Below are 23,247 nucleotides of genomic sequence, written 5' to 3' on the forward strand. Positions count from 1 at the left end.
GACGAGACCTGGGCAGTGGGTCTTTCATTTTTCTTGCCTTTCGAACTGCATCGTTCGAGCACACCGAGTGGTGGCTGCTGGTGGAAACTGGATTCGGTTAGGTGCTACATCGAAACGAATGCGCCGGTAGGAAAGCGCTCTCCCATCCAATTCGACATCGCCGAGCCGGCAAGCTGTGTGCCGCTGGTTTCGCCGCGGTGAATCGGCGCCCCGAAGTGCTGCCCGGCGATCGAAACGTTTTCAACGTCTGTCGCCGAGCACGCTGCCGTGAACGCAGCGATGTCGGCCGGGAAGCAGGCCTGATCGCCCGTGAACTCCACAATAAGCGTGGGCACCGTTACTGCTTTCAGATTGCGGGCCAAGTTGGCGTTACTCGAAATCGACGACCAGGTCGACAACCACGCTTCGGGGGTGGCGAGTCGGCCGAAACCTGCGACGCCGAAATCGGACAGATCGGGTCGCGGGCCGAACAACGACCCATATCGCCGGTTGTTCGGATCGATGGAGAGATCAACCGATCGAAGATCCGCATCCGTTCGGTGCACTGTCATCACTCCGGTCGCCACAGATGCTCGCTCGTCTTGTGGGTCGTTGGATGCGGCAAAGTACGCCTTAGAGTTGCTAGCCACACCAATGCGTTCTCGTGCGAAGGCATCGATCTTCGCCACGCGATCTCGTTGACCCCGTCGATAACGATCCACGAACTCTTGTGAATAGTTCGACGATGTCGGAGGTGGCATGAACCCGTTCATCGCGCTCCACGGGTCAAGTTCCGGGTCGACAGAAAGCGGGTCGGCTTCATCCAAAACGGACGGGTCGATGACGCGTTCGAGCAGCACGCCTTGCCCGGGATGAGGTGCCAGTAGAACGAGGCCGTCAGGCAGCGGCATGTCTGCATCAGCCAGGGCGACGGGCTGCCCTCCAGGAGCCTGCTTAAGGCGGCCACCCGATGGCTGAATGGCCTGCTCAAAATAGAAGGCCGCGAGGGTCGCGCCACCTGAATGCCCAATGCACACGACGTTCTCGAATCCTCGCTCACGCAAGAACATCTGGCCTGCTGCCATGTCGAGCAACGCTTGCTCGTGCAACAGGGCGAGATCGTTGCCCTGGCTGCGGCTTCCCTGAGTCCATACTGCCCAACCGCGTGCGAGGAGTTCCGGTACCAGGGGGTGGTGCGACACGTCCTGACGCGGATGCATGATGAACGCGACGGTCGTTGCCCCTGGCACGGTACGCAACAGTCCGGCAACTTTTGCTCGATCTGCGGTGCGTAGTTCGTGCGCCGTTGTCGTCGCGTTAGCCGATGAGCTCATCGCGCCTCGACGCGGAGTGCGTCTTTGTCGTGTTGCGTAATGACGGACTGATCCAGGCCTGCGACAGCGCTGTACCAGACTGCATGTCGGCAGCCCGTTGCTCGACGATCGATCACGATCGTCGATGGCGCTGAGATGCTGAAATACGGGCCCACCGGCACGACGGAGATACTCGGATCACCCTCTGCGACATCGACGACTCCCTGATTTTCGGGGGTCTTGAGAACGAACAGGCGGGCGGTCACGGAATCAACTCCGAGTCACGGATAGGCAATTGCGCCGACTCCCACTGCTCTGCTCGCGCCACGATCAGCTCGGCCTTCCGGGTGAGCAGTGCATCCAGCGTCGGTTCGCCCGCCTCGAACACGTCTACGAGAGCGTCGATAGTGAGAACCGCATCGAAGTCTTCCTCGGGCGTGACCGGGCGCAACGACCTCGTGATCTCGACCATGTAACCGTTCGGATCGTGGGTATAGATCGACTCGATCGTCTCGTGCGTCACCTGCATCTCGACAGGCCATTCTGACGCATCGAGACGCTTGCGGTACTCGAGCAGGTCTTCTTCATCGTTGACGTGAATTGCGAGATGACGAGAGTTCTTAAAGAAGAGAGGAGTGTCTGGGGTCAGCCGGGCCCACGCATCCCCCGGGGCCGACTGGTCACCGAACGGCTCGAGCCCGAAATAGTAAAAGAATGCGATGCGATCATCGTTACCGATATCGAAAAAGAAATGAATGAAATCGGGGTGATCCTCGGGCCCCCAGCCTGCCGCGCAGATCGAGTGCACAACAGGGAACTTGAGGATATCCCGGTAGAAACGCACTGTCGCAGCCGGGTTGAACGTCGGGAACGCGGCGTGGTCGACTCCATGTACGCGGTGCTCGGGCTTTACCACTTCGAGTTCTTGCTCTGACATGTTTTCAGTCCTTCCTTGGTGAAATGAACGCAGCAACGCCGCGTCAGGATGCCGGAACGGCAGCATCGGTGCGCAGAAGCGACCCTGCGCCGTCGATGTCGACGGGCGCGCCGATACTGCGCAGAATGGCGAATGCTCCGGCGGTTGCCGCCGAGATAACGGGAATACCGAACTCGTCCTCCGCTGGTTGAACAAGGTCAAGTGACGGCATCTGCACGCAGGCTGAGATCACGAGCACATCAACACCGTCAAGGTCAAGGCTTCGTGCCGCGGCCATGACTCGGTTACCGGGGATGCGGCCGACCTCCGCGTTGTCTGCTACTTCCAGGGCACGCCAATCCGCCACTCGAATGCCCTCGTGCTCGATGTATGCCACCACTTCTTCGGCAAGGGGCCGAAGATAGGGAGTGACAAGCGCGATCGTTTTCGCTCCCATCGCGTGCAGTGTCTCAACAAGCGCGCCGGCACTTGAAAGCACCTTCGCACCAGACCCTCCCGTTGCCAGCTGCTCGGCAATGCCGAATTCGGCGGCGCGATGCGCGCCAGCTCCGGTCGACATGATTGCCACAAGGCAGGCATAGAGCATGACGTCGACCCCGGCGTCTCCGAGTTCGATGACGCACCGCTCGCGTTGGGCATTCATCGCGCGCAATTGCTCCTTGGAGACGGATTTCATACGCATCCGACTGGAGTGAAAACTGAAGTTTTGCGACGTCGAGCGGTTCAGAATCCGTGGCATCTCCGTCTCGACAGTGGTATTCGAGCTGGGAACGATAAGACCGACCTTCACAGTGTTATCCACACCATCTCCATTCGACGTTTGACATGTGCGTTAATTATTCACCACAGATGTCACTTTCGCAAGTGCGGGGTGAATTCGGGTGTCGATCCTGCGCGGAACGGCCTGGAATCCAAGCAGGCTGACGAGAAAAAGCATTATCGAAAATCATTTGACATTTTGGAAATGCTGCATTACGAATAGGTTGCACGCTCACCGATGAGGAGAAACGATGACCCCGATAGTTCAGATATCCAGCGGTTTGATTACCGGCCGTTCCGAGGATGGGATAACGTCGTACCTCGGAATCCCCTACGCGGCGGCCCCTGTCGGGCCCCTCCACTTCGCCGCCCCCCAGCCGCATGCAGGCTGGGAAGGGGAACGCGATGGCACCGCCTTCGGCCCGACCGCGCCGCAGTCCGGCTGGACCCCCGACCTCGTCGACATAATTCCCAACCGGATCATCGCGGGTGATGAGTTTCTGAATCTCAACGTCTGGGTACCCGACGGGGCACGCGACCTGCCCGTCATGGTGTGGATTCACGGCGGTGCGCTTTTGCGGGGGGCCAACAGTCTCGAGGGTTACTCTGGCGTGCCTTTCGCACGCGATGGGGTGGTCTACGTAGCGATCAACTATCGGGTCGGAGCCGAGGGCGCGGCCGTGCTCGAGGGCGCCCCGCTGAATTTGGCGGTCGCCGACGTCGTTGCCGCTCTCAGGTGGGTTCAGGCCGAGATCAGCGCATTCGGCGGAGATCCGGGTCGCGTGACGATCTTTGGAGAATCGGCGGGATCAACGATGGCCGGGTGTGTGCTCGCACGGGATGATGCCGCCGAGCTCTGCGCGCAGGCCATCATGGAAAGCGCGGTTCCCACTGCGGGCACCAAAGAGAGGGGCGTCGAGATCACCCAGTTGATCGCGGATCGCCTCGGCGTCTCAGCCACACGGGAAGCCTTCGCCGCCGTGGAGCCTCACAAAATTATCGAAGCGCAGGACGCGGTGCTCGAGGAAACCAGCATCCTCGGCGGGGGCCCGATGTTCGTGCTGGTACCAGGAGGGGACAGCGTGCCACGAGATCCAATGGCCGCCCTGCTCTCTGGGGCCGGATCGACCGTTCCGATTATGTTGGGCTGGACGCGTGATGAGGCCCGGCTCTGGGTGCAGACCACACCCCTTCAGCACATCACGGACGAGATGTTCGCCGGATTGGCCCCGAAGCTGGGAGCGACAGCCGAGGTCATCGAGGTGTACCGGGGCAACCGCCCGGACGCATCGCCGGCCGACATTCTCGCCGCGATGGCCAGCGACCGAATGATGCGCAATCCGATGAACGTTCTCGCGGATGCCCGCGCGGCTCATGGGGCGACGACCTTCGTCTACGAGTTTGCCTGGGAAAGCCCCGTGCAGGGTCTGGGAGCCGCGCACGCGATGGAACTCGGATTCGTGTTCGACCGTCTCGACTCGGACGACTTCACGTCAATGACCGGACCTGGTGCGCCACAGCAGGTCGCGGACGACATGCACCGTGCGTGGGTCGCCTTCGCGATCACCGGCAACCCGGGCTGGGAGCCGTGGGATTCGGAGCGCCCCGTGCAGGTCTTCGACACCCCGGCTTCCGTGCTCGTGCGAGCACCACGCGAAGACGAGCGGGTCGCCTGGGCAAGCTAGCCGTCGATTGCAGGATTTCGCTTCGGGATGCGCAGCGCCTTTCCCGCGATGAGCAGGAATCCCCCGGTGCTGCGCAACCCGATCGACAGTTGCATCGACGAAGAGGTCTGATGCATGAAGAGGTGACATCTGAGTTGGCTTGCCTGCTTGTCGGAGCTGCGTCCCGATGGCGTCTTCAGCGGCGGCACGCTGCATGGTCTCCTTCGAATCCCACGTCGAGCGCCTGCGAACGGGTCAGCTGCTCTTGAGCGCGACGCCCTTGGCGTTCAAGAAGTCGATATGGTCGTGCGTGCAGGTGTCGTCGAACGGTGCGAAATTCGTCACCGAGGTCGAGCCGCGGCATTCTGCCTGCCCGAGACCACTGCCGGGAGGCACTAGGGGGTCGAGCAGAGCAATGAGCTTGAGTGAATCGGAGTCGGCGCCGGTGAGGCCGTGGCCATTCAGAATGTAGAAGTCCACCGCGTGACCGCCGCCGTCGGTGTAATGCGCCGAAGCCGTGCCGGCGCCTTCGATCTGGCCGGTGCACTTGCGGTTGATATCGCTGATGCCAACCTTGCTGAAGTTGTCGACGGCCACCTTGATGGCCTGAAGCACTCGATAGTCGACGCCGCAGTTCGGCACCACGACGCCGTTGGCGAGGTTCTGAATCTCGGGAATGTGGTTCGGCACCGAACCGACGAGCTTGCCCGACGCGACGTCGCCCATCAGCTCGGCAGCGAGCGCCTGAACGGTGGGCGATACCGTGTTGCCGGTGGTCGAATCCATCGACGCGATGTCGCCGGTGCTCGTGTAGCCATCACGGGGTGCGTCTTGAATGGTGCCGGCGGGCACCGAGAGACTCTGGATGCCCATCTGAGACGAAGCCGCATTCGATGTGGTCAACGGGCCGAGGTCGGAATATGCGTAAGCCGGTAGTGCGAACGTCGCGACGAGCCCAGCGGTTGCGATCATCACGACAGTGTTGAAGATGGTGCGCTTTGGCGCTTGGGGGTGAGTCGAAGCCGCCCGCCTTCGACGAACCGGCAACACTCTGCGTCTGCCGGGTGCGGCCACAGCGGATGACGCCGCGCGGGGCTCGGTGACGCCGGGTATGCGGTCGAACGTGAGCGATTGCACTGATGTGTACGCCGGAGCCTCATTGAGGCTCGGAACGGCAATCACCGAAATCTGGTCGGTGACGGGTTCGTCGTCGAACCGGGTGAATGGCTCAGAATCCAGGTGGGCAACGAGGGCGGGCTCGGCGACGACCGGCAGCTCGGGTGCCAGCGGCACGACGAGGGCGGGCTCGACCTCAACGGGTACCTCGCGCTCCGCCGGTTCGACAACCTGCGCAGTCGCCACGACGGGCGCAGTCACCACGACGGGCTCAGGCGACACGGCAGGCGCAGGGGGTGCGACAGGCGTGGCAGCCGCCATTGCCGTGACCTGCTGCGCGAACAACGACTTGGACACGACCCGCTCGGGCGCCGACTGCGGGGCTCGACCTGTCGGCGCGGTCAGCGACCCTGCAGCCGGAGCAGAAAGCGCCTTGGCGAGCTCACGCTCACGGCGCTCACGTCGCGTCTCGCCAGCCGGCGTCGATGACGCAGCAACTGAAGCAGCAAAAGCGCCCTCGCGTTCACGAATCTGGCGCCGACTGAGCGACGTGGTGACGATGGGCAATTCGAATGTGCCTCGTGCGGAGTTAGTGACTTCGGGGTTCGGGCGAGCTACCTGGTCGCCATCGGCGCCTGATGCTGTGCTCGAATCTGCCACGTGTCGTAGTCCTCCAGCACCGAATCGGTGCTCGCGGGCCAAGCGTGTTTCACTTGCCCAAAAGCCGCACAAGGGCATGCCCGGCCTGCCGTCTCGAACGTCGGGTGAACGAGGCGACTTATCGAGGTTATCCGTTCGTTATCAATTTGTCACATCCATGCGTAAACATTCAGACACTTTTGTGGTGCCGTTGTGAGCGCGTTCACGGCGATTTCACTCCGAGCGAATATGAGCTACCTCAGCGAGGCGAATTCGCCTCTCACGAGCATCCACTCACGTCACACGAACGTGAGCGACGACTGAAGCCTAGAACGCAGATCGAAGATGCGATCGATGCTCTCACCGGCCGACCCACCGAGCCCGTTCCGCAGCAATTGCGGCAGCAGTGAACGCCTGATCACCACCGCACCCGCCTGACGCCCCCGCTCCACTTGCTCATAGGCAACCGCGAGATCGTCGTCGGGCACGACAACCACCAAGGCCGAGAAACGCACCCCGACAGCACGCCCCAGAGCCCGAGCGTTTGCTCCGAGCGATCGCAGCGGCTCCTCGTCGTCGCCGATCGCCTCCCCCACAAGTTCACCTTTCGACATGCGAACCTCGCTGCCCCAGTCGTGCGACGAAACAGCGAACAACCCGCCGGGGCCCAGCACCACATGGTCGATGTTTCCGCCGGTTTTGGCCACGGCGACGTTGTTCCACACGGTGAACCCGATGCCCAGCGTCGACACGATGCGTGCCGTCTCTTCTTCGGCTATCGCCTTGGCCAGCCAGCGCCTGATCTCCCGCGGCGCCGAGCGCACGAGCGCCGCGTCATACGGATCACGAAGCTCGACCCCGCGCCCCACCCACTCACGCATCAACGTGATGTAGTGCTCACGTTCTTCGCCGCCGGGGTGCCCGTACGAGCGAGCTTTCGGCGACGAACTCTCTGCACGCGGGTGAGCGGATGCCCGGCCCCCGCCCCCGAAATCCGCCCCCCGGGCGCCAGAACCAGAGCCCGAGTCGTACGCAGCCCGCGCCTCGGGGGTGCCCACCACCTCCCACGCCTGTTGCACGGCATGAAACAGCACTGCGCTCCCGCCCGTATCAGGATGCGTCTCGCGCAACCGCTGCCGGTAGGCGCGCCGCACCTCCTCGTCAGACGATGTGGCGGTGACGCCGAGCACCTCGTACGGGCTCCGCGAAGCGAAACTGGCGCTCATCGGTCAGACTTCTCGCTTTCGCCCGCCGGCGGGCCGCAGAAAGGCGGGCGAATCCGGGTGGTTTTTCAGTATCGGTGACGCACACGATAGCTCCCTAAGCTTGAAGCATGACGAACACCGTACCCAATTACACACTGAACAATGGCACCGAGATTCCCCAAGAGGGTTTCGGCGTGTTCAAGGTCGACCCCGACAAGACCGGGCGAATCGTACGAAACGCCCTCGAGGTGGGCTACCGGCACATCGACACCGCTGCCATCTACAAGAACGAAGAAGGCGTAGGGCACGCCATCGCCGAGGCCGAGAAGGCCGGCCTGGTCGCGCGCGAAGACCTGTTTGTGACCACGAAGCTGTGGAACAACGACCAGACCAACGCGGCCGCCGCCTTCGACAAGAGCCTCGGCCGCCTGGGCCTCGATTATGTCGATCTGTACCTCATTCACTGGCCGGCACCCGAACGTGGCTCCTACGTCGAGGCCTGGAAGGCGCTTGAAGACATCTACGCCTCGGGCCGAGCCAAGGCCATCGGCGTCTCGAACTTCTTGGTGCCGAACCTCGAGAAACTCTTGGCCGAAACCTCCATCGTGCCCGCCGTGAACCAGATCGAGCTGCACGTCGACCTTCAGCAGAACGAACTGCGCGCCTTTCACGCAGAGCACGGCATCGCCACCGAGGCGTGGGGGCCGCTCGGTCAAGGCTCGATCAACTCGTCACCCGATCTGGCGGCAATCGCCACCGCGCACGGTAAGACGGTGCCGCAGACCATCTTGCGTTGGCACCTGCAGCTCGGCAACATCGTCATTCCGAAGTCGAACAACCGCGATCGCATGCACGAGAACTTCGAGCTCTACGACTTCGAACTCTCATCAGCCGAACTCGATACCCTTGCCGGGCTCGACCGCGGCGAGGCGGGCCGCAACGGCAGTCACCCGCACACCGTCAACTGACCGCAGCCCGGCGCCAGTCGAGCACCCCGCGCCACGAAGAGCGCGGGCCACGAATACTGCGGGCCACCAACACTCGGCGCCGCGATCACTCGGCCACCGCCTCGACCACCCGGTGCGCCGTGCCGCGCATGAACTCCAGCAGCTCGGGTTCGGCACGCACGGTGTACCGGATGCTCGGCGGAATCCACGTCAGCGTGCTGACCAGCGTCTCCATCGTTTCGGCCGCTATCGGCCAGATGGTGTGTGTCGGGCGCCCTGAATCCACACGCGCGCCCGTGGCCCAGTGCCCGAACAACTCGGTGAACCGGGCCAGAGACACCTGCAGCAGTACGTCGGCGTGATAGCGCCTCGCGAACGACTGCGCGTTGCGCTCGACGAAGGTCGCGGCATCCGGAGCCGGCAACTCGCGAGGCTCGAAATGCACCCGCGTTGCGAAGAAGTTGGTGAGCCGGTCGACACGAAACGTTCGCCAGTCGTCGCGCTGCAGGTCGAAGCAGACCAGAAACCAGCTGCGGCGCGCCGTCACGAGTGAGTGCGGTTCGACCACTCGATTGGTTTCGGCACCGCCGGCGGCCACGTAGGCGAAGCGAATGCGTTCGTGGTCGCGGCAAGCGAGGGCGAGCTGGCCGAGCAACTCGCCCTCGACGGGGCCACCCCGCGGCGTCTCTGGAGTGATGGATGCGGCGAGCGCATTCACCCGCTCGCGCACGGCGGCCGGCAGCACCTGCTCGAACTTGGCGAGCGCGGTCTGGGTGGTGAGCGCTCCGTCGACGAGCCCCTGCGTGGCGGCCAGACGCAGGCCGATGGCCATGGTCACCGCTTCGTCGTTCGAGAGCAGCAGCGGCGGCAGCTGCGAACCAGCCTCGAGCCGGTAGCCGCCCTGCACGCCGCGCGCGGCGACCACCCGATAGCCGAGTTCACGGAGCCGTTCGATGTCGCGGCGCAGCGTGCGTTCGGTGACACCGAGGCGCTCGGCGAGCTCTGAGCCGGCCCACTGGCGGTGCGTCTGCAGCAGGTTCAGCAGTTCGAGGGTGCGCGAAGTCGTTTCGGCCATAGTGCCCAGTGTTCTCGAATTCAGGACAGAAAGCGACCTCTATCGCTCGTATCGTGAAACATCACCTCATCGAAAGAAGAAGCTCATGGATTTCAAGATCGAACTCATTCTCGTTCCCGTCACCGACGTCGACCGCGCCAAAGCCTTTTACGTCGACCAGGTGGGCTTTCACGCCGACTTCGACCAGCGCGTCAGCGACGCGGTGCGCTTCGTGCAGCTCACGCCACAGGGCTCGGCCTGCTCCATCGCGTTCGGCGAGGGCATCAGCGAGATGGTGCCGGGCACGCTCAATGCCATTCAGGTGGTCATCGACAGCGCAGCGGATGCCCACCGGCACCTCACCGAAAACGGCGTCGAGGCGACCGAGCCCGACGTGCAGCCCTGGGGAACCTTCGTCACCTTCGCCGACCCTGACGGCAACCGCTGGATCTTGCAGCAGATGCCTGTGCACTGACGTGCCGCGATCAGAGTCGGGCGAGTTCGCGCGCCACGATCGAGATGCCCTCGCCGAAACGCTCGGGGTGGGGGCCCGAGTAGTTCAGACGCGCGAATGATCCGGGGGGTTCGGTGGGAAACCACTCCGAACCCGGGGTCATCGACACCCCGGCGGCGAGGCAGCGGGCAACGAGGGCCCGAACATCCACTCGGTCATCGAAGCGAACCCAGAGGTTGAGGCCGCCGCGGGGCAGAAACGTGAGGGTGTCAGGCCCGAGCTGAGAGACGATGTGCCCGGCGAGGTTGTCTCGGCGGTCGCGCAGAGCAGCGCGAAGCCGGATCAGGTGGGTGCGCCAGCCCGGGTCGGTCACCACGTCGAGCGCGGCGGCCTGCAGCGCCCTGCTCACGTAGAGGTCGGTCACCGTGCGATCCACCTGAATACGCGCCAAGGCAGGCCCGCGCGCCACCACCGCACCCACCCGCAACGCCGGCGACACGCTCTTGCTCAGCGATCTCAGGTACACCACGTGGCCGTCGGTGTCGCGGGAGACGAGGGGTCGAGCATCCGCTTCGATACCGAAGTCGTGCGCCCAATCGTCTTCGATGATGAAGGCGTTTCGTGCGCGAGCGACCGCGACGATCGCGGCGCTCTCGTCGGCCGACCAGAGAGCGCCCGTGGGGTTCGCGAAGTGGGGCTGCGCGTAGAACAGCCGCGCGCCGGAGCTTTCGAACGCCTCATCGAGGGCGGCTGCTGACGGCACGGCCGACCCCCTGGCCACGGGAACGATGACGAGCCCAGCCTGCCGCGCCGCCGCAATGGCGCCCCAATACGTGGGCGACTCCATCACCACGGCGTCGCCCGGCTGGGCGAGCGCCCGAAAGATGGAGGTGAGCGCGCTCTGACTGCCCGGTACGACGACCACGTCGTCTGCTGTGACTCCGGATGCCCGGGCGGGCCCACCGGCCCGAATCTCGTTCGCGAACCACGCCCTGAGGTCGGGCAGCCCGTCGACACTGGGAAGGCTGACGCTCGCGTGCCCCCGTGCCGCCCTCGTGAGAGCGGTGCGAACCAGCCGCCCGGGCAGCAGTTCTTCGGTGGGGTAGGCGTTGTGCATCGAAATGGCGGGGCCCTTATCGAGTGCCATCGCGGTTCCGACGGCAGTAAGACTGTTGCGGGAGGGGCCGAGGGTGGTGGTCTGCCACGAGAAGTCGGCGCGGCCGAGGGTCGGTCGCGGCAGAATGAACGTGCCGGCGCCGGGTCTGGTCTCGATGAGACCGAGGCGCGCGAGGTTCTGCACGGCACGCTGAACGGTGAGCGGGCTGGCACCGAACCGGGTGACGAGCGACCGCGTCGAGGGCAGCGTGGCACCGACCGGGCCCACGCGAATGAGGTCACGCAGGTGGTGCTCGATGGCCGCCTCAGTGCTATCGTGTTGCATGACGGATAACAATAGCGCTATCGGTGGTGGCGAGCTAGCGCTATCGCCTCAATCGTCTGGCGCAGCTGGCGCGAGCGAAGGCGCTATGAGATCACTCCCGTCGACAGCTGGCGCGAGCGAAGGCGCTGCGAGTCCACGCCCGTCGGCAGCTGGCGCGGGCGCTGCTGTCGAGTCAGAGCCGAGCGGCGGCGCGGCGGCGCGTCGGCGTCCGCCGGCTGGGCTGGTGTTCGGGTTTCTGGGGGTGCTGTCGTTCTCGTTCACGCTGCCCTTTACGCGGGTGGCTGTGGGGTCGCTCGATCCGCTGTTCGTGGGGGCCGGTCGAGCCGTGGTAGCGGCGGTGCTGTCGATCATCGTGCTGCTGATCATCCGCCCGCGCCTGCCCCGGGGCCGCCAATGGCTGCGCTTGTGCGTGGTGGCGGCGGGCGTCGTGGCCGGGTTTCCACTGCTGACCAGTTTCGCCATGCAGACCGCACCGGCCGCGCACGGTGCCGTGGTGATCGGAATTCTGCCGGCGGCAACTGCCATCGTGGCGGTGCTGCGGGGTGGCGAACGGCCGAGTCGCGCATTCTGGGTGGCGAGCATCGCCGGCCTCGCGGCGGTGGTGGCGTTCGTCGCGGTGAGTGGCGGCGGGCTGAACGGATTGCACCCGTCAGACTTCTTGCTGCTCGCCGCCGTGGCGCTGGCCGCGATTGGCTATGCCGAAGGCGCACTGCTGGCGCGCGAACTCGGTTCGTGGCAGATTATCTGCTGGGCGCTCGTCATCGGCTTGCCGGTGATGGCGCCGCTGGCCATCATCGGAGCCTCGCACGGGCCACTCTCGGGCTCGGCCGAGTCGTGGCTGGCCTTCGCCTACGTGAGCGTAATCAGCCAGTTCTTGGGGTTCTTCGTGTGGTACCGAGGGCTGGCCATCGGGCCGATCTCTCGGGTGAGTCAGGTGCAACTTCTGCAGCCCGTGCTCACCATTGTGTGGGCCGCTCTGCTGTTCGGCGAGCATCTCGATTGGCTCGTGATCGTAGCCGCTGGCGTCGTCGTGGCCTGCGCGGCTTTCGCCGTTCGGGCCCGAATTGTCAACCCCGTCGCACGCCCGAAGCCCTCGGCGTAGCGTGAAAAACATGACCGATACAACGCACACCACTACTCACACCGAAGACGTCGACGCTGTCGCCAAGCTCATCAAGGGCGCAAAGGTGGCACTGCTCACCACCATCACCGCGTCGGGCGACCTGCACTCGCGGCCGCTCGGTGTGCAAGACGAAGACTTCGATGGCGAGCTGTGGTTCTTCACGCAAGACCCCAGCGAGAAAACCGCAGACATTCGTGATAACGCTCACGTGAATGTGTCGCTCGAGTCGGGCAAGGGCTTTCTGTCGATCGCCGGAACCGCCAGCGTGGTGAAAGACGCCGCCAAGATTGACGAACTGTGGAACACCCAGACCGAGGCGTGGTTTCCCGAAGGCCGCGAAGACCCCACGGTGGCGCTCATCAAGGTCGACGCGACATCAGCCGAATACTGGGTGACCAACGAGCCTAAAGTTGTGACGCTGTTCAAGGTAGCGAAGGCCGCCGCGACGGGTGGCCAGCCCGACATCGGCGAGAATCACTCGGTCGACCTCTGAGAGGTGCGGCGCCGCCCCGTTAGCTGACGGCCACGCTCTCAGCCAGCAGTTCTTTCACCATCGGCACCACTTTCGTGCCGTACAGTTCGATGTTCGTCATCATGCTCTCGTGCGAGAGCGTTCCGGCACCGTACTTCAGGTCGAACCGGCTGACGCCGAGCGCCTCGACGTTGCGAGCGATCTTGCGTGCCACTGTCTCCGGCGAACCGATGTAGAGGGCTCCGTCTTCACCCGACTCCTCCCAGAACTGGGCCCGGGTGAGGGGCGGCCAGCCTCGGCTGGCACCGATGCTCGCGTGCATCGCCTTGTAGTGCGGAAAGAACTCGTTGCGCGCCTCGTCGTCAGTCTCGGCTACGAACCCGGGCGAGTGCATGCCGATGGCGGCGACCGGATGCTCGAACTGAGCCATCGCCCGCCGATACAGATCGACGTACGGGGCGAACCGCACCGGCGCACCACCGATGATGGCGAGCATCATGGGCAGCCCGTACCGTGCGGTGCGAACCACCGACTCGGGGCTGCCGCCCACTCCCACCCAGGCTCGCAACGCACCACTCTCGGTGTGCGGAAAGACCGACTGCTCGGTGAGCGAGGCACGAGTCGCGCCGCTCCAGGAGACAGGCTGTTCGGTCAGCAGCTCGGCGAACAGCTCGAGCTTCTCTTCGAAAAGTCTCTCGTAGTCAGAGAGGTCGAACCCGAAGAGCGGAAACGACTCGGTGAATGAGCCGCGACCCAGAATGACCTCGGCACGCCCGCCCGAAATCGCGTCGAGCGTGGCGAAGCGCTGAAAAACGCGCACGGGGTCGTCAGAGCTCAACACTGTGACTGCCGAGCCGACGTGGATGTTCGTGGTTCGCGCCGCGACCGCAGCGAGCACCACCTCGGGCGCAGACACCGCGAAGTCAGCGCGGTGGTGCTCCCCCACCCCGAAGAAGTTCAGCCCCACCTGGTCGGCGAGCACTCCCTCATCGACCACGTTGCGAATGACCTGGGCCTGCGAAACCTCTGCGCCGTCTTTCGTGCGGGTGACGTCTCCGAAGGTGTCGAGGCCGAACTCCACGGTGGTGGGGGTGAACTCTGGTGCAGTGACCTCAGGCATGAGCGCTTCTTTCCGATCGAGCTTTCAATACGTTTGCATACGATACAACCAGGTGTACACACCAGTATTCCCGGTGTTTTCGCGAAACAGCCGGGTCGCTCAGGCTCTGACCAGCACCGGGTGCTTAGGCTCAGTGGCGATGACAACCCAGACACCGCCCCATCAGCACCGCGTTCTCACCCCCGAGCAGCGCCGGCGACGCCGACGACGCCAGGTCGCGACGCGCTGGTCGGTCATCGGCGTGGTGCTGATTCTGCTGGTCACCGGCGGATACGTCGTCTACAACTACCAGCGTTTCGTGAACGGAATCACTCACATCGACGCCCTGCCGGGCGGCAGCACGAACAACAAAGACCAGAACATCCTGCTCGTCGGCGACGACCATCGGCCCGACAACGCAACCCCCGAGCAGCTCGCCCAGCTCGGCACCCAAGACGACGGCGGCGGCACCAGCACCGACACGATGATCATCGTGCACCTGCCGGCCGACGGCAGTTCGGCCACAATGATCTCGCTGCCGCGCGACTCCTGGGTCGACATTCCGGGGTTCGGTAAAGACAAGCTGAACGCTGCCTTCACGTATGGCAGCGAAAACGGCGGTGGTGATGCTGGTGGGGCGAAGTTGCTCGTCACGACCATCCAGAACCTCACCGGGCTGACGATCGACCACTTCGTTCGCGTCTCGCTGCTCGGGTTCTACAACGTGGTTAACGCACTCGGCCCGGTGCAGGTGTGTCTGAACGAGGCCGTCAACGACCCGTTCTCGGCCATCAACCTGCCGGCCGGCGTTTCGAGCCTCGATGCGTCGCAGGCGCTGTCGTTCGTGCGGCAACGGCACGGGTTGCCGAACGGCGACCTCGACCGCGAAGTGCGTCAGCAGTACTTTCTCTCGGTAGAAGCGCGCCAGATTCTCTCGGCCGGAACCCTGCTGAACCCCGCCAAGCTCGCGAGCGTGCTCGACGCCATCAGTTCGTCGATCGAGACCGACTCGGGGCTGAACATCATCGATCTCGCGACGCAGATGCGAAATCTGAGCCCCGACAAGATCAGATCGACCACCATTCCCATCGTCGGCACGCCCACCATCACCGTCGACGGTAACGACGTCTCTATCGTTCAGGTCGACACCGCTGCTATGCCGGGGTTCATCGCGAGTGTGCTGGGCACCTCGACGCCCGCCCCCTCGGCGCCGCCGTCGCCCTCGGTCTATGACAGCGCCACGGTTTCGCCGGTCGGCGAAGTCACCGTGACTGTGCTCAACGGCAGCGACAGTGACGGCGTCGCCGCGTCGAACACCGACACGCTCGGCGGCTTCGGGTTCAAGACGGGCACACCGGGTTCGACCGACACGCAGACGACCACGACCATCCAGTACCCGGCTGGAAACGAAGGGCACGCTAAGGCTGTGGCGGCGTACTTTCCCGGCGCGGCCCTCGAGGTGGCATCGGTTTCTGACGTGACCGTGATTCTGGGCACCGACGGCATTCAGGCCACCGACCCGAATGCGGCGGCGACGGATGCTCCGGCCCCCGCCACGGGCGACCCAACAGCCACCCCGGCGCCGGCCGCCCCCACCACGAGTTACGCCAAGGGCGCCTGCATCAACTGATCGGCGTCGGGCGAGCGTATTCGCGTAGGCCGATGGCGAGGTCGACGCAGACAGCTAACAGGAGGTCGAGCTGCTCGGGAGTCGGTGCGCTGTAGAGCAACAGGCGCGTGCCGAGAGTGGGGAACTTCAGCGCCGCCCCGGTTCTCGTGAGCATGAAGTCGAGCTCCGAAAGGTCGAGCGGAACGTTCAAGGCTCGGCTGAAGGTCAGCGCCCAGGCCGTCGACCGCAGCACAACATCGAGGCGCCCACGCTCCTCGCCCGCAGGGCTCTCGACCCGCAGCCGCACGGCATCAGTCGTTCGCGGCTCGTCGGGATCGGCCCGAATCACGAACACCGCCGCTCCGGCCGCATCGAACACCGTCGACTGCTCGCCGCGTTGCACTCGGGCGACCTCGTTCGAGCCCGAGCTGATCACGGTCGACCCGCCTCCCCCACTCGCCACGCGGTAACTGCCACCGGCTCTGGTGGTGAGCGAATGGATGCCCTTTCCCCCGTTCTTGAACCCGAACAGCATGCCGAGCTTCGCCCCGGCGCCCTCGCCCCCGCTCTGCTCGGCGACGGCCAGCGCCTTTGCGTCAGCAGCAGCCGACGGCCCGTCGTCGAAGGTCAGAACCAGAACATTCGACGCCTTGCGCGAGATGCGGCCGACGATCAGAACGGGCGGCGCTGGTTCAGCTGTCATGCCCCAAATCTACAGCAAACCTGACACTTCGTCACGTAGTAGGCGCCGTTTAGGGCAGCGCGCCCGGCGAGAGCGAGCGCCGCGGACGAGAGCGAGCGCCGCGGCGGTCGCTCTCGTCCGTGCACCTCGCGCTCGCCCAACGGGGTCGCGCTTGCTGACGCGGTGGGCCGCCGCGGTTAGGAGAGCGCGGCTACTCCGGCGGCGGCAACCGCACGGTCATCCTCTACCGTGCTACCGCTGACGCCGATCGCGCCCACGATGTCGCCGCCCACCGTGAGCGGAATGCCGCCGGGAAAGCTGATCAGCCCGCCGTTCGAGACCTCGATGTTGTACAGCGATCCTCCGGGCTGCGAAAGTTCGCCGATGCTGCCCGATTCCATGTCGAAGAACCGGGCGGTACGCGCCTTCTTTTGCGCAATGTCGATGCTGCCGAGCCACGCGCCGTCCATTCGCACGAACGCTTTCAGATTTCCGCCAGCGTCGACGACGGCGATGTTCATCGCTGTGCCTTGCTCGACCGCGGCTTTGTGCGCTGCTTCGACGACCGATTGGGCTTGTTCAAGGGTTATGTCACTCATGCTCGTCACGATACGCCGAGCACAATTACCGCGCGGAGGGTTGCACCCGACCACGAGACGTGCTTGTCGGCGACGAGAGAAGCCGTTTCGGTCGAGAGATGCTCGCGCAACGGCTTCTCTCGTCTGAAACGGCTTCTCTCGTCGTGGGCACTGCACGGCACGGCACGGCACTGCACGGCACGGGCCGAGAGCCGGGGCCCAGCGGCGGCGCGCGAGTAGGGGCGGGCGCAAGCGGCGTGGGCGGCGGCTAGAGCGTCAGACAGTGACGTCGTGCCGCCAGGCCGCCGGGCCCTGCGAGCCGGCGCGGTACGACTCGAGCGGCACCTCGTTCTTCTGCCAAGCGTTCAGCACGGGCGCCACGATGCGCCAGCACTGCTCGGCCACGTCACCGCGAATAGAGAGCGTCGGGTCGTTGCCGAGTACCCCGCGCATCACTTCGCCGTATGCCGTCACGGGGCTGTCTTCGAGGGTCGTGCCGAGGTCGTGGCGTTCGAGCCCGAACGGGTCGCCGTCGCCGTTCATGGTGAGTTCGAGCGTGAGCGACGAGGGGCGAAGGCCCACCACGATGCGCTCCGGCGACTCCACGCCCTTCAGCCCGCGCGGCACGAACCCGACGGGCTTGAGCGTCAGAATGACCTCTTTGCGCGGAACGCCGATGGCCTTTCCACTGCGCAAGACGAACGGCACCCCTGCCCAGCGCCGCGTATTCACCTCGACCACCATCTCGGCGAGCGTCTCAGTGTCGAGCGACTTGTCGACGCCCTTCTCTGAGGTGTAGCCGGGCATCGTGCGGGTTCCCACGGTACCGGCGGCGTAGCGAGCGCGCCGGCTCGGGGCATCCGTACCGCCCAGCACGGGCTCACCTGACCACACCTGCGTCGCCCGCAGCACCTGCGCGGTCGCGGCCCGAAAGTCGACCGGGTCGATGCTGGTCGGCGCCTCCATCGCGACGATCGACAGCACCTGCAACAGATGCGACTGCAGCATGTCTTTGAGGGCACCCGAATGGTCGTAATAGCCGGCACGACCTTCGAGCCCGAGGTCTTCGTCGTAGATGATCTCGACCTTCTCGACGTTGTCGGCGTTCCACGTCGGCTCGATGAGCCGGTTCACAAACCGCAGGCCCAAGATGTTCAAGACCGTGGCCATACCCAAGAAGTGGTCGACTCGGTGAATCTGCTCTTCGGGCACGACCTTCAGCAGATGCCGGTTGAGCGTCGCCGCGCTGCGCGAATCGGAGCCGAACGGCTTCTCGAGGGCCAGCACCGTTCCGGGCGGCAGCTCGACCGTGGCGAGCGTCTTGGCGACTTCGGCCACGATCGCGGGCGGCAGGGCGAAGTAGATCACGAGCTCGCCGTCGATGTCGGTGAGGATGCGCGAGAGATCGTCGTGCGATGTCGGGTCGGCGACCACGTACGTAGCGCCCGTGACCAGGTCTTTTGCGGCCTGCCCTTTCGCCTTCACCCCATCGAACGCCGTGCGAACGGTCGCCTGCCACTCGGCGTCGCTCTTCGGCGACCGACCGGAGCCGAGAATGCGCAGCCCCTTCACGAGAGCGGCGTCGCTGGCAATTCCCCCCGCGATGAGGCTGCCGAGCCCTGGAAGCAGCAATCGCTCGGTCAGGTCTCCGCTGGCACCGAGAATAAGCAGGGTCTTCACCGTTGTCATACCTCTGAGCGTACTTCTGTGCGGGCAGTGGAGGCACGGGTCTGGCGAACCCCGCAGCATCCGTTATTCTGAACCTCGGTTCGTCGAGCCACGAGCCATGGGGGGAAGCGTGGACACACCGTCGTCAGGGCCGACCAAGCGCTCGAAAGTCATCGGGCTTTCTGTCTTCGCTGCCGTCGCCGCCCTGCTCATGGCAACCGGAATCGTGGTGCAGGTGCAGCACGACACCGCCCAGCACGACGCAGCGGTGACCGTCGCAGTTCAGGCCACCGACGAGCTCGCGGCTGCGACCTCCGCTCGGGATGCCGCACTCGACTCCCTGCGCGCGACCACGGTCGCTGCCTCGACGTTCCAGACCGCCGTAACTGCCTCGCTCGCCGAGACCGACGGCTTCGTCGACCCGGATGCCCGCACCGCCCTCACCGCGGCCGAGCCCGCCCTTGCCACCGAGCAGACGACCGCCGTCGCGCTGCTGCCTGCAGACACCTCAGCCGCCTCCACTGCAACGACTGCCTCAACCACCACGGTGTCGTCGGTAAAGACACCCGACCTCGACGCACTCTCGACCGGTGATCTCTCGTCATACACGGCCACGACTCGTGGCAGCATCGCAGCAGTCAATGCGAAGGCGACGACGTACGACACCGAACGCATCAACCTGGTTTCGGCTATGCACGACAGCGAGATCGTGCTGCTTCGCGAGGCCGCATCGGTCGCATCGCAGGGCGCCACAATCGTGGCGGCGACCCAGAGCGCCGACCAGCCGTCGAAAGACGCCCTCACCGCTTCGATCTCAGCGGTCGCGGCCGCAGTCGCCGCCCCGACCGCCTTCAACGCCGCCGGATCGAGCACCCTGACCACCGCGCTCAGCAGCTACGTTTCGGCAGCGAAGGCCGCGCAATCGAACGAGGCTGCCGCCGAAGCAGCGAAGGCGAAAGCCGAGGCCGCTGCCGAAGCAGCGCGCGAGGCGGCACAAAATAGCTCGTCGTCGTCGTCGAGCTCGGGTTCATCGGGTTCTGGCACCGGTGGGTTGGTAGCAGTCGACCCAGCAATCCTTGCTGCGCAACTAGCGAAGTTCGAACAGGCGACGATTGACAATATGCACGCCAGCAACATTGCGGCCGGCAACTGCGTCATCTTTCCCTCGTGGTGCGGGTATTAGCTCAGTCGTGCGGCCAGCAGGCGTATCGTTTCGAACGGAATTTGTTCACCTCCGATTCGATTGAGGTTTTCATGAGCATCACTGTCGACACTGACGTCGTTCATCACGGCAACACCGACTACGACCCGAGCGCCTTTCGAAACGTGTTCGAGCACAACTTCACGTTCGCCTCTGCGGTCGAACGCAACACCCATCGTTTCGCGAACCGGCCAGCGATCTCAGACCCGTCGACCGGCCGCAGCTACACCTACCGCGAACTCGGCGAGGTCACTGGCGCTCTCGTCGCCGGTCTCGCCCAGCAGGGCATCGGGGTGGGCGATGTGGTCGCCTACCAGCTGATGAACCGGCCCGAGTTCGCATTTCTGTATGTGGCCGCCCAGGGGCTTCGAGCGGTGAGCTCGCCGATGAACTTTCGCCTCGCCCCCGCCGAGACCGCGCACATACTGAACGACTCAGAACCCGCGATCTTCGTCTACGAGACCTGGGCGACGGCCGAGGTGAGCACCGCGCTGAGCCTTGCGCGCCACCAGCCCCGACTACTCGTTGCCGTGGGCGACGGCGATGTGGTGCCGGGTTCGCTGCGGTTCGACGAACTGCTCGTCGTGGGCGCACCGACGTTCCGCGCGCCGGCAGATGCCACCGTGTGGGATGAGACGAGCCGCCTCTACACGTCAGGCACCACCGGTATGCCGAAAGCTGTGCCGCTGACGAGTCTCAACGAGGTGCTCACCGCGCATGACGCGATCATCCACTTTCCCCTCGGCCCCACCGACAAGACCATGAACATGTCGCCGTGGTTTCACCGTGGCGGCAACTACTGCGCGGGCCCGAACTCGATCTTCTACGTGGGCGCCGAGGCGGTGTGCTTGCAGCAGTTCACGCCCGACGCCGTGCTCGACGCGGTGCAGAACTCCAAGCTGACCTACGTCATCGGTGCCCCGACGAACCTCGAGCGCCTCGCCGACGAGCAAGAGGCGAACCCCCGCGACCTCAGTTCGCTCAGCGGCATCGTGACCATGGGTGCCCCGCTCGACCGCGCCGCGGCCCTGCGTTATCAGCGCGTGCTGACGAAGCGCATCGCGAACGGCTACGGCACCACCGAGGCGTTCTGGAACACCTATTTGCGCCCCGAAGACCTGCCCGACGCCGCAGGCGCCGCCGGCCGCGCCTGCCTCGACGACGACGTTGCCGTCGTGAAGGTCTATGCCGATCACCTCGCTGCACCAGACGACTTCGCCGACAAGAACTCGCACGAAATCGGCGAGGTCATCATGCGCACGGTGAAAAGCGGTTACGCCTACCGCAACAACCCCGAAGAAGAGGCCGAGAAGTTTCACGACGGCTGGATCTACCCGGGCGACCTCGCCAGCTGGAACGAGAACGAGATAGTCACCATCATCGGCCGCAAAGACGACATGATCATCTCGGGCGGCGAGAACGTGCATCCGGTGCAGGTCGAAGAGGTGCTGGCCGGGCATCCCGATGTCGCCGACAGCATCGTGGTGGGCCTGCCCGACGAGCAGTGGGGCGAAGTGGTCGTTGCGTACATTCAGCCGAGAGAGGGGCGGATGCTCGACCGAGCAACCGCGGCGAAACAGCTCGAAGACTTCACCCGCGAGAGCGTCGCGCTGGCCGGCTACAAGCGCCCCCGGCGCTACACCTTCGTGACGGAGCTGCCCTACACAGCCACCGGCAAGAAGCAGCACTTCGTTCTGAAGAAGCAAGCCCCGGCCGACGATGCGGCCGGCAGGTTTATCACGCCGTAGAGTTGACGGGGGTAGTTAGCGTTGCCGAACTAACGCGCGAACACCCGCACCCCACAACCCCTGCCAAACCCCGCCGCCTCACCTCTGAAGGGCCCCGTGACGAAGGAACAGACCGAGAGCGTCAAGTCGGGCGTCGGTTTTCGCTCGGAACGCGGGCCTCTGCTCATCGCCCTGATGCTCTCTACCGGTCTGGTGGCCATCGACGCGACCATTCTGGCGACGTCGGTTCCGTCGATCGTGGGCGATCTGGGTGACTTCTCGCAGTTTCCGTGGCTGTTCTCGATCTACCTGCTCGCGCAGGCGGTCTCGGTTCCGGTCTACGCCAAGCTCAGCGACACCGTGGGGCGCAAGCCGCTGATTCTGTTCGGCATCGGTCTCTTTCTTGCCGGGTCGATTCTGTGCGGACTCGCCTGGAGCATGCCCGCGCTGATCGCCTTTCGGGTGATCCAGGGGCTCGGGGCCGGCGCGGTACAGCCCATGGCGGTCACCATCGCGGGCGACGTGTACACCGTGGCTGAACGCGCAAAAGTTCAGGGGTATCTGGCGAGCGTCTGGGCGATCTCCTCGGTCGCCGGGCCCGCGCTCGGCGGGCTGTTCTCCGAGTTTTTTTCGTGGCGGCTCATCTTCTTCGTGAACGTTCCGCTGTGCATCCTGGCCGGCCTGATGATCATGCAGCGCTTTCACGAGAAGATCGAGAAACGCAAACATCACATCGACTATGCAGGATCGATCGTCTTGACTATCGCCCTGAGTTCACTGATTCTGGCGGTGCTCGAGGGGGGTCAGGCGTGGGCCTGGAACTCCCTCTACAGCTTCGCCGCGTTCGGGTTCGGCGCGGTGATGCTCGTGGTGTTCGTATTGGTCGAACGCCGTGCCGCCGAACCGGTGCTGCCGCTCTGGGTCTTCTCCCGGCGACTGCTGCTCACAACCACGCTGATGTCGCTCGGGGTCGGGGCGATTCTGCTCGGGGTGACCTCGTTCGTGCCGACCTATCTCGAGGGGGCGCTGCACATCACGCCGCTCATTTCGGGCCTTGCGGTCGCGGCGATCACCCTCGGCTGGCCCATCGCCGCGTCGCAGTCTGGCCGGTTCTATCTCACGATCGGGTTCAAGAGAACCATTCTCATCGGCCTGGGAATCGCGGTGCTCGGCACTCTCTCGCTGTGGCTTTCGGCACCGACTCCGAATCTGCTCCTCGTCACCGTGAGCTGTTTCATCGTCGGGCTCGGCCTCGGGCTCGTCGCCTCGCCTGGCCTCATCGCGGCACAGTCGAGTGTGCCCTGGGAAGAACGCGGAGTGGTGACCGGCACGAACTTCTTCGCCCGCTCCATCGGCAGCGCTGTGGGTGTCGCTATCTTCGGGGCGATCGCGAACAGCATCTACGCGTCGCACGCGGGTGGGCAGAACGACCCGGCCACCATCGCTCTGGCGACGGGCAGCGCGTTTCTCGCGGTACTGGTCTGCGCAGTTGCGATCGTCGTCGCCGCGTTCGCGATGCCGGATGCTCGGCTGCAGTCAGACGGCACAGTGGCGCTTTCGCCCGAACTCGGTGGTTAGGC

22 protein-coding genes are annotated in these 23,247 nt (G+C 64.7%); 9 read left to right on the forward strand and 13 right to left on the reverse strand.

All coding sequences use genetic code 11. The features are described from left to right. Window positions 1–104: 104 nt before the first annotated feature. Genes IEX24_RS14495 through IEX24_RS14510 form a run of 4 tightly spaced genes read right to left on the reverse strand, consistent with a single transcriptional unit; the run spans window position 105 to window position 3,031 of the window. Window positions 105–1,313, reverse strand: coding sequence for an alpha/beta fold hydrolase (locus IEX24_RS14495; protein WP_188679378.1), 1,209 nt, complete (start codon window positions 1,311–1,313; stop codon window positions 105–107). Beyond that, window positions 1,310–1,558, reverse strand: coding sequence for a hypothetical protein (locus IEX24_RS14500; RefSeq protein ID WP_188679379.1), 249 nt, complete (start codon window positions 1,556–1,558; stop codon window positions 1,310–1,312). The genes IEX24_RS14495 and IEX24_RS14500 overlap by 4 nt, the downstream gene beginning before the upstream one ends. Beyond that, complete coding sequence (locus IEX24_RS14505) at window positions 1,555–2,295, reverse strand: VOC family protein (RefSeq protein ID WP_203586027.1); 741 nt, start codon at window positions 2,293–2,295, stop codon at window positions 1,555–1,557. Before IEX24_RS14505 ends, IEX24_RS14500 begins: the two co-directional genes overlap by 4 nt. Continuing rightward, window positions 2,273–3,031, reverse strand: coding sequence for a maleate cis-trans isomerase family protein (locus tag IEX24_RS14510; protein ID WP_372435732.1), 759 nt, complete (start codon window positions 3,029–3,031; stop codon window positions 2,273–2,275). Before IEX24_RS14510 ends, IEX24_RS14505 begins: the two co-directional genes overlap by 23 nt. Before the next feature lie 208 nt (window positions 3,032–3,239). Between IEX24_RS14510 and IEX24_RS14515 the strand changes: the two genes are divergently transcribed. After that, window positions 3,240–4,673: a carboxylesterase/lipase family protein gene (locus IEX24_RS14515; protein WP_188679381.1), complete on the forward strand. Its 1,434-nt coding sequence runs from the start codon at window positions 3,240–3,242 to the stop codon at window positions 4,671–4,673. Here IEX24_RS14515 and IEX24_RS14520 read toward each other — a convergent pair. The 3 genes from IEX24_RS14520 to IEX24_RS14530 form a co-directional block, all read right to left on the reverse strand. Next, window positions 4,670–4,861: a hypothetical protein gene (locus tag IEX24_RS14520; protein WP_188679383.1), complete on the reverse strand. Its 192-nt coding sequence runs from the start codon at window positions 4,859–4,861 to the stop codon at window positions 4,670–4,672. The genes IEX24_RS14515 and IEX24_RS14520 overlap by 4 nt on opposite strands. A gap of 46 nt (window positions 4,862–4,907) precedes the next feature. Then, complete coding sequence (locus IEX24_RS14525) at window positions 4,908–6,428, reverse strand: hypothetical protein (RefSeq protein WP_188679386.1); 1,521 nt, start codon at window positions 6,426–6,428, stop codon at window positions 4,908–4,910. Between the two features lie 278 nt (window positions 6,429–6,706). Then, complete coding sequence (locus IEX24_RS14530) at window positions 6,707–7,633, reverse strand: DnaJ domain-containing protein (RefSeq protein ID WP_188679388.1); 927 nt, start codon at window positions 7,631–7,633, stop codon at window positions 6,707–6,709. Between the two features lie 107 nt (window positions 7,634–7,740). Between IEX24_RS14530 and IEX24_RS14535 the strand changes: the two genes are divergently transcribed. Next, window positions 7,741–8,580: an aldo/keto reductase gene (locus IEX24_RS14535; RefSeq protein WP_188679390.1), complete on the forward strand. Its 840-nt coding sequence runs from the start codon at window positions 7,741–7,743 to the stop codon at window positions 8,578–8,580. An 85-nt stretch (window positions 8,581–8,665) separates the two neighbouring features. On the opposite strand, the gene IEX24_RS14540 is transcribed toward IEX24_RS14535, so the two are convergent. Beyond that, window positions 8,666–9,634 (reverse strand): helix-turn-helix transcriptional regulator, encoded by a 969-nt coding sequence (locus IEX24_RS14540; protein ID WP_188679392.1) that lies wholly within the window; start codon window positions 9,632–9,634, stop codon window positions 8,666–8,668. Window positions 9,635–9,719: 85 nt separating this feature from the next. On the opposite strand from IEX24_RS14540, the gene IEX24_RS14545 reads away from it, so the two are divergent. Further along, a complete protein-coding gene (locus IEX24_RS14545) occupies window positions 9,720–10,088 on the forward strand; it encodes a glyoxalase superfamily protein (RefSeq protein ID WP_188679394.1) in 369 nt (122 codons plus the stop codon). Between the two features lie 10 nt (window positions 10,089–10,098). Here IEX24_RS14545 and IEX24_RS14550 read toward each other — a convergent pair whose 3' ends face one another. After that, on the reverse strand, window positions 10,099–11,508 hold the full coding sequence (locus tag IEX24_RS14550) for an aminotransferase-like domain-containing protein (RefSeq protein WP_188679396.1): 1,410 nt from the start codon (window positions 11,506–11,508) through the stop codon (window positions 10,099–10,101). Window positions 11,509–11,593: 85 nt separating this feature from the next. Here IEX24_RS14550 and IEX24_RS14555 point away from each other — a divergent pair, with 85 nt between their 5' ends. Further along, the gene (locus tag IEX24_RS14555; RefSeq protein ID WP_188679399.1) at window positions 11,594–12,610 is read left to right on the forward strand and encodes a DMT family transporter; all 1,017 of its coding nucleotides are present in this window, start codon (window positions 11,594–11,596) and stop codon (window positions 12,608–12,610) included. 10 nt (window positions 12,611–12,620) lie between these two features. Further along, a complete protein-coding gene (locus IEX24_RS14560) occupies window positions 12,621–13,124 on the forward strand; it encodes a pyridoxamine 5'-phosphate oxidase family protein (protein WP_188679400.1) in 504 nt (167 codons plus the stop codon). 19 nt (window positions 13,125–13,143) lie between these two features. On the opposite strand, the gene IEX24_RS14565 is transcribed toward IEX24_RS14560, so the two are convergent. Continuing rightward, on the reverse strand, window positions 13,144–14,223 hold the full coding sequence (locus IEX24_RS14565; RefSeq protein ID WP_188679402.1) for an LLM class flavin-dependent oxidoreductase: 1,080 nt from the start codon (window positions 14,221–14,223) through the stop codon (window positions 13,144–13,146). 139 nt (window positions 14,224–14,362) lie between these two features. On the opposite strand from IEX24_RS14565, the gene IEX24_RS14570 reads away from it, so the two are divergent. Further along, window positions 14,363–15,832, forward strand: coding sequence for an LCP family protein (locus IEX24_RS14570; RefSeq protein ID WP_229715364.1), 1,470 nt, complete (start codon window positions 14,363–14,365; stop codon window positions 15,830–15,832). On the opposite strand, the gene IEX24_RS14575 is transcribed toward IEX24_RS14570, so the two are convergent. The 3 genes from IEX24_RS14575 to IEX24_RS14585 form a co-directional block, all read right to left on the reverse strand. Beyond that, on the reverse strand, window positions 15,825–16,514 hold the full coding sequence (locus IEX24_RS14575; RefSeq protein ID WP_188679405.1) for a hypothetical protein: 690 nt from the start codon (window positions 16,512–16,514) through the stop codon (window positions 15,825–15,827). The genes IEX24_RS14570 and IEX24_RS14575 overlap by 8 nt on opposite strands. A gap of 176 nt (window positions 16,515–16,690) precedes the next feature. Then, the gene (locus tag IEX24_RS14580) at window positions 16,691–17,092 is read right to left on the reverse strand and encodes a GlcG/HbpS family heme-binding protein (protein ID WP_188679407.1); all 402 of its coding nucleotides are present in this window, start codon (window positions 17,090–17,092) and stop codon (window positions 16,691–16,693) included. A 255-nt stretch (window positions 17,093–17,347) separates the two neighbouring features. After that, a complete protein-coding gene (locus IEX24_RS14585; protein WP_188679409.1) occupies window positions 17,348–18,760 on the reverse strand; it encodes a glucose-6-phosphate dehydrogenase in 1,413 nt (470 codons plus the stop codon). Window positions 18,761–18,869: 109 nt separating this feature from the next. Here IEX24_RS14585 and IEX24_RS14590 point away from each other — a divergent pair, with 109 nt between their 5' ends. The 3 genes from IEX24_RS14590 to IEX24_RS14600 all read left to right on the forward strand — a co-directional run bounded on the left by IEX24_RS14590 (window position 18,870) and on the right by IEX24_RS14600 (window position 23,245). After that, window positions 18,870–19,922 carry a hypothetical protein gene (locus IEX24_RS14590; RefSeq protein WP_188679411.1) on the forward strand — a complete coding sequence of 351 codons (1,053 nt, stop codon included), beginning with the start codon at window positions 18,870–18,872 and terminating at the stop codon, window positions 19,920–19,922. Window positions 19,923–19,993: 71 nt separating this feature from the next. Continuing rightward, window positions 19,994–21,688, forward strand: a complete 1,695-nt coding sequence (locus tag IEX24_RS14595) for a class I adenylate-forming enzyme family protein (protein ID WP_188679413.1) — start codon at window positions 19,994–19,996, stop codon at window positions 21,686–21,688. 174 nt (window positions 21,689–21,862) lie between these two features. Further along, window positions 21,863–23,245 carry an MFS transporter gene (locus IEX24_RS14600; RefSeq protein ID WP_188679700.1) on the forward strand — a complete coding sequence of 461 codons (1,383 nt, stop codon included), beginning with the start codon at window positions 21,863–21,865 and terminating at the stop codon, window positions 23,243–23,245. Window positions 23,246–23,247: the final 2 nt, after the last annotated feature.

This window comes from Subtercola lobariae (assembly GCF_014640255.1).
Classification (GTDB): Bacteria; Actinomycetota; Actinomycetes; order Actinomycetales; family Microbacteriaceae; genus Subtercola; species Subtercola lobariae.